This window comes from Methanobrevibacter sp. (assembly GCF_045220775.1).
In the GTDB taxonomy this organism is placed as follows: Archaea; Methanobacteriota; Methanobacteria; order Methanobacteriales; family Methanobacteriaceae; genus Methanocatella.
In genome coordinates, this window is sequence record NZ_JBGUWC010000172.1 from 35151 (window position 1) to 41347 (window position 6197).

General features: G+C 33.2%; 6 protein-coding genes. 4 read left to right on the forward strand and 2 right to left on the reverse strand.

The window, feature by feature from the left end:
* The first annotated feature begins 66 nt into the window (after nucleotides 1-66).
* A complete protein-coding gene (locus ACJROP_RS11590) occupies nucleotides 67-1572 on the forward strand; it encodes a DEAD/DEAH box helicase (protein WP_406535622.1) in 1506 nt (501 codons plus the stop codon).
* Between the two features lie 7 nt (nucleotides 1573-1579).
* Here the strand turns inward: ACJROP_RS11590 and nadC are convergent, their stop codons facing one another.
* Nucleotides 1580-2404 (reverse strand): carboxylating nicotinate-nucleotide diphosphorylase, encoded by an 825-nt coding sequence (gene nadC, locus ACJROP_RS11595; protein WP_406535623.1) that lies wholly within the window; start codon nucleotides 2402-2404, stop codon nucleotides 1580-1582.
* Between the two features lie 72 nt (nucleotides 2405-2476).
* Here nadC and rnz point away from each other — a divergent pair, with 72 nt between their 5' ends.
* From rnz to nadA, 3 genes are read left to right on the forward strand one after another with little or no spacing between them, the layout of a single operon-like run.
* Entirely contained in the window at nucleotides 2477-3379 is a 903-nt protein-coding gene (gene rnz / locus ACJROP_RS11600; RefSeq protein WP_406535624.1) for a ribonuclease Z, read from the forward strand.
* Nucleotides 3380-3383: 4 nt separating this feature from the next.
* Nucleotides 3384-4142: a mechanosensitive ion channel family protein gene (locus ACJROP_RS11605; RefSeq protein WP_406535625.1), complete on the forward strand. Its 759-nt coding sequence runs from the start codon at nucleotides 3384-3386 to the stop codon at nucleotides 4140-4142.
* Nucleotides 4135-5052, forward strand: a complete 918-nt coding sequence (nadA, locus tag ACJROP_RS11610) for a quinolinate synthase NadA (protein ID WP_406535626.1) — start codon at nucleotides 4135-4137, stop codon at nucleotides 5050-5052. The genes ACJROP_RS11605 and nadA overlap by 8 nt, the downstream gene beginning before the upstream one ends.
* A gap of 29 nt (nucleotides 5053-5081) precedes the next feature.
* Here nadA and ACJROP_RS11615 read toward each other — a convergent pair whose 3' ends face one another.
* Nucleotides 5082-6083, reverse strand: coding sequence for a hypothetical protein (locus ACJROP_RS11615; RefSeq protein WP_406535627.1), 1002 nt, complete (start codon nucleotides 6081-6083; stop codon nucleotides 5082-5084).
* Between the last annotated feature and the right edge of the window lie 114 nt (nucleotides 6084-6197).

The following is a 6197-nucleotide window of genomic DNA, read 5'->3' on the forward strand; positions in this document are numbered from 1 at the left end:
TTCAAAAATAATATTTATCCATTAATGCGAAAGTATATACTAACATAATGTATAAGAGAATAAAAAATGAACAACTCGAAAAAAAGTCTAAAGACCCCCGAAGATTACAAAAGATTCAAAAAATTAGTTAACGAAGCAAAAGTTTATAATGCTCCAAAATCATTAACCGGTGAGCTGAGGCCTTATCAGAAAATTGGTTACTCATGGCTCGTTCAAAATATTAAATTCAAATTCGGAAGCATATTGGCCGATGATATGGGTCTTGGAAAGACAATACAGATTTTAAGTGCAATTCTCTATCTGAAAGAGCAAAATCAATTCGACAGCGAACCGACGCTAATCATTGTCCCGCCAACATTGATATCAAATTGGGAAAATGAAATCAAAAAGTTCACACCAGATTTGACATATTACATCTATCATGGGTCCAACAGAACATTCCCCCTGGAGGAATATGACATCATTTTGACTTCCTATGGAGTTGTCAGACTTGACTTGGACATGTTTATGGATACGAATTGGAGATTATGCGTCATTGATGAAGCTCAAAACATTAAAAATCCGAATACCGAACAGACAAGGGCGATTAAAAGCATTGACGCATCAACCAAAATCGCATTAACGGGAACCCCTATTGAAAACAGGCTAATGGATTACTGGTCAATATTTGATTTCATCAATAAGGGATACCTATCCACAAAAGATGACTTTAAGAGAAACTATGTTGTGCCGATAGAAAAACTGGAAGATGAAGAGGTATTGGAAAACTTAAAAACAATAGCAAAACCATTTGTTTTAAGACGACTTAAAAGTGATGATGATATCAAAAAGGAATTGCCTGAGAAATTTGTGAATGACATTTACTGCAGCCTAACAAAAAAGCAGATATTGCTGTATAATGCAATTTTAGAAGAGATATTCTTTGACCTTGAAAATTCAAAAGGCATTCAAAGGAAAGGAATTATCCTTAAAATATTGACTGCACTGAAGCAAACATGCAACCATCCGGCACAATTTTTAGACATTAAAAATCCGAAAATTCAGGAATCCGGAAAAATGGAGCTTTTAGCGGATATTTTAGAGAATATTCTGAGTGTTGATGAAAAAGTGATAATCTTTACCCAATATGTTGAAATGGGAAAAATCATCCAAAAACTGATTTCCAAGAAATTCAAGCAGGAAGTGCTATTTTTACACGGATCTCAAACACTTAAAGAAAAAACAGAAGTTATCGACACATTCCAAGAAGACGAAGACTATAAAATTCTGGTTGCAACACTCAAAACCGGAGGTACAGGTTTAAATCTAACAGCCGCCAGAAACGTGATCCATTACGATTTGTGGTGGAATCCTGCAGTTGAAAATCAGGCAACTGACAGGGTTCATAGAATCGGACAGGATAAAGATGTTATGGTTTATAGGCTCATTACAAAAGGAACTCTTGAAGAGGAAATTGATGCAATAAGTAAAAGAAAAACAGATTTGGCTGGAAAAGCAATAATCAACGACGAAACATTCATTACCGAAATGACTGATGAAGAGTTAAAAGAAATATTAACTCTAAGACTCTAATGCCCCCTTATTCTATTTTCAAGCTGAAATTCAAGCTTCTAGATGAATGGGTTAACGCACCGATTGAAATAATATCAACACCATATTCAACATAGTCCAGGATATTGTCTTCGGTGATTCCTCCAGATACTTCAATTAAAGAGTTTTGACGAATATCTAATTTTTTAAGCTCGTCAATGACTTCCTTAACTTCATTCCCGCTCATGTTGTCAAGCATGACGATGTCAGCTTTATTTTCAACACAGGCGATTGCATCTTCCAAGCTTTCAACTTCGATTTCTATTTTTTTAGAAAAGCTTGTGTTTTCCTTTGCCTTTAGGAGTGCATCTAAAGGAGAATCGCAAACTGCAATATGATTGTCTTTAATTAAAACCATGTCATCCAAGCTAAAACGGTGGGTGTCTGCTCCCCCAATATTTAAAGCATATTTATCAAATTTGGCTATTGCTGGAGATGTTTTGCGAGTCCCTGCGATTTTTACATCATAATCTTTAACTAAATTAACATAATGATTGGCTGCAGTTGCAACACCGCTCATCCTCATGGATAAATTAAGTACGGTTCTCTCAAGAAGCAAAATTGTTCTGGCATTGCCTTTAACGGACATTAACAAATCATTTTTAGCAATTTCGCTTCCATCCTTTAACCAAAATGTGACATTGACACCATACTCTTCGAAAACCTTCCGAATAACGTCAATACCTGCCAGAATTCCCTCATCTTTTGAAATAATATATGCATTAACTTCCTTATCTTCTTCAACAACTGCGTTTGAAGTAATATCTCCAAATCCTTCATCTTCTTCCAGCATATATTCAATAATTTTATCCAAAAAATCACCTAAAATTTAATAACTTATTATTAATATATACTATTTTTAATTAATAAAATAAGTGATTGAATTATGGAATTAATATTTTTAGGAACTTCATCTGCAGTCCACTCACAAAAAAGAAATCATGCATCAATAGCATTAAAAGCTTTTGGAGAAGTTATATTATTCGATTGTGGGGAAGCGACCCAAAAACAAATGATTCGCACAAATGTAAGCCCTATGAAGATATCCAAAATATTCATCAGCCATTTTCATGGAGACCATATTTTAGGCCTTCCAGGATTACTGCAATCAATGGGTTTGCTTGGCAGAGAAAACAAATTGACAATTTACGGGCCGGAAGGCCTAAATATAGTTAGAGATGCTATTTTTAGCTTAGGCTACTGCAAATTTGAATTTCCTATTGAATTTATTGAAATTGACTCTGGAACAGTAGTGGAAACTGAAGAATATGTTATCAAAGCCCAATTAGTCCAACATAATGTTCCAAATTTAGCATATTCCCTTGAAGAGATTAAAAAACCAAGATTCTTACGTGAAAAGGCTATTGAACTTGGCGTTCCGGTAGGTCCTGACTTTGGACGCCTTCACAATGGTGAAGAAATTGAAATTGATGGACGGGTAATCAAACCCGAGCAGGTGCTTGGAGAACCTAGAAAAGGAATCAAAATTACATATTCCGGAGATACAATACCTTGTGAAGAGATGATAGAATTTGCAAAAGACAGCACACTCCTTATTCATGAGTCCACATTTTTAAAAGAAGACTATCAAAATGCTATCGAACATTTCCATTCCACTTCAGTTGATGCTGCAAATATAGCAAAGCAATCTAACAGCAAAGAGTTAATTTTAACCCATATCAGTACAAGATATGATGAAGAGCATAATAAAATTATGTTAAAAGAGGCTAAGGAAGTTTTTGAAAATACCAGATTAGCTCATGATTTTATGGAAATTAGATTAAGATGATATTATGGACTTTTTAACAACATTAGATGAGAATACAATAGCATTGATTAAGATTTTACTCATTATCCTAGCAGCAACCATACTAACAAGACTTGTTGCATTTTTAATGAATAAAATGGAGAGATTCAAAAAGGACATGACTGCGATTTATCTCATAAGGGATATAATCAATTATATCATCTATTTTGTTGCATTAATTACCATTTTACAGTTCATTGGAATCGACCTATTAGGAACACTATTAAGTATAGGAATTATAGGTATAGCTTTAAGTTTTGCCGCTCAAGACATAATCTCAAACTTATTTTCAGGAATTATCCTAATAATCGGTAAAAGTATTAAAGTAGGCGATACAATTGAAATCGATGGCAAAAAAGGCATTGTACAAAGGATTTCCTTAAGATCAACTGTTGTCGTTGATGATTTGGGAGTTAAAAATATTGTTCCAAATTCCGTTTTAACAAATAATGAATACCTATTATTTAAGCCTCCTGAAAAGTTCAGAGTGGATTTGATAGTGGGATTGCCATTGGATATTGATGTGGAAGAATTTAAAGATAATATCGTTCCAAAAATTATCCAATATGATGGAATAGCAGATTATCCAAAACCGGATGTCTTTTCAAAAGAGATTAAATTTAATGAAAATCGAGTGAAAGTATCCTTTTGGATAAAAGAATTTAATACTAAAGATGAATATAAATTAAAAATATCAAATGTTATTAGAAAATATATAATCGAAATGGGTGAAAACGATGAATAGTTCACTTCAAGAGGAAATTTTAAAATTGAAAGAGGAAAAAAATGCAATAATCCTTGCGCACAACTACCAGCCAAAAGAGGTACAGGAGATTGCTGATTTCCTTGGAGATTCATTAGAATTGTGTATAAAAGCTTCTGAAATTGATGACAAAGATTTAGTTATATTCTGTGGTGTGGATTTCATGGCTGAAACTGCATTCATACTAAATCCTGACAAAAAGATTGTTATTCCAACTTTAGAAGCGGAATGCCCGATGGCTCATATGTTGCCTGAAGATGTGCTATTAAAAGCTAAAGAAGAACACCCAGATGCAGGAGTTATCCTTTATGTAAACAGTATTGCTGAAGCAAAACAGCATGCAGACACTTTATGTACTTCAGCCAATGCAGTTAAAGTTACAGAAAGCTTACCTCATGATAAAATATTGTTTGGACCAGATAAAAACTTGGGAACCCACGTAGCTGAAAAAGTTGATAAGGAAATCATACCTGTTCCAAAAGATGGTCATTGTTATGTTCACAGACTATTCCATGTTGAAGATGTTGAACTTAAAAGGGAACAATACCCTAACGCAGAGATTATATGCCACCCAGAATGTGATCTTAAAGTTCAAAAAGCATGTGATGTAGTAATGTCAACTGGCGGAATGCTAAGGCATATTGCAGAAAGCGACAAGGAAGAGTTTGTTATTGGAACTGAAATTGACATGATTACAAGAATCAATTCAGAAGTTCCAGGCAAGAAATTATACCCTTTACTTGAAGGAGCAATCTGCAATACAATGAAATTGCATACACTAGAAAAAATAAGAGATTCCCTTGTCAATGAAGCTCCTGAAGTTACATTGCCAAAGGATGTTGCTGACAAATCTAGAAAAGCAGTTGAACATATGCTTAATGTTTCAAAATAGCTAGTTTTAACTAGCTTTAACTTTTTTTATTATTCGAATTGTTCTAAAAATGAAAGGACTTCATCGCCAATAATTGAATAGTCTTCCAATTCATCATATTTTTCCACATTTGAATCATAAATTACAATTTTAGAATTTTCAATCAAATCTTCTAAAGGCAATGTGTCAAATTCAAGGTTAAAATATCCATCAGCATTGGTTGAAGCGATAATTAATGCTTTTGCCTTAATATTGGACAATTTATCTTCAACATCAAATTTGAGAATGCTGTCATTACGATACTTGAAATCATAGACATCCATAAATAACCCTTCATCAACATAATCATCCATTAAAACATCCATTTCCTTATTGGACATGTTTCTGATAATTTTTCTTGGAAAACTAAATGTGAATAATAGTTTATTTAAAGCAACAATGGCATTAGATAATGAAACATTATAAGTATCCTCATAAAAACCTTCAGCCAGATCAATTATGCTTTCTAATCCTTTTGAAATAGCATATCTAATGCCGTTAGTTTTAAAAGCACTATCGAAAACTAAAATAAATTCCATATCCTCTGGATACTCACATGCCCAGGTGTAAGTTTCAAAACCACCCAAATCCTCTCCAAGTATTCCTAAAATTTTATTTATCTTGAACTTTTCAGAAATGAACTGCCTTTTAAAGTTAACCCTGTCCTTAAAAGTGAATTCCGGAAATCTATATTTAAGACCAGTTGAGGACGGGGAACAAGATCCTGGAGCTCCCAAAGGAGTTATGGTGATAAAGAAAAACTCATTTTTATCAAAACTACCATTTTCTTTCAAGTATTGGTGAGCATTTTTCAAAATAGAACGGTCCCCTTTAAGTGAAGGGCAAAAAACAATTGCATTAGTTATGAATCCTTCATCATCATATTTAGGGATTCCGATAGTTGAATACTCAACTTTGGCATTCTCAATAACAGCCCCGCTTTCAAATTCGAAGGTGTCTAAAAAGCACTCCTCATAATTAACTAAAAAATGATTATCGAAAATAGATATCACAACCTATATTATAATGACTTGTTAACCATATATAAATATTACTACTTGTTAAAAAAAGTACGGATTAATTTATAAAAAATAGATAACAACTTCTAATTAAATGAATAAAATATA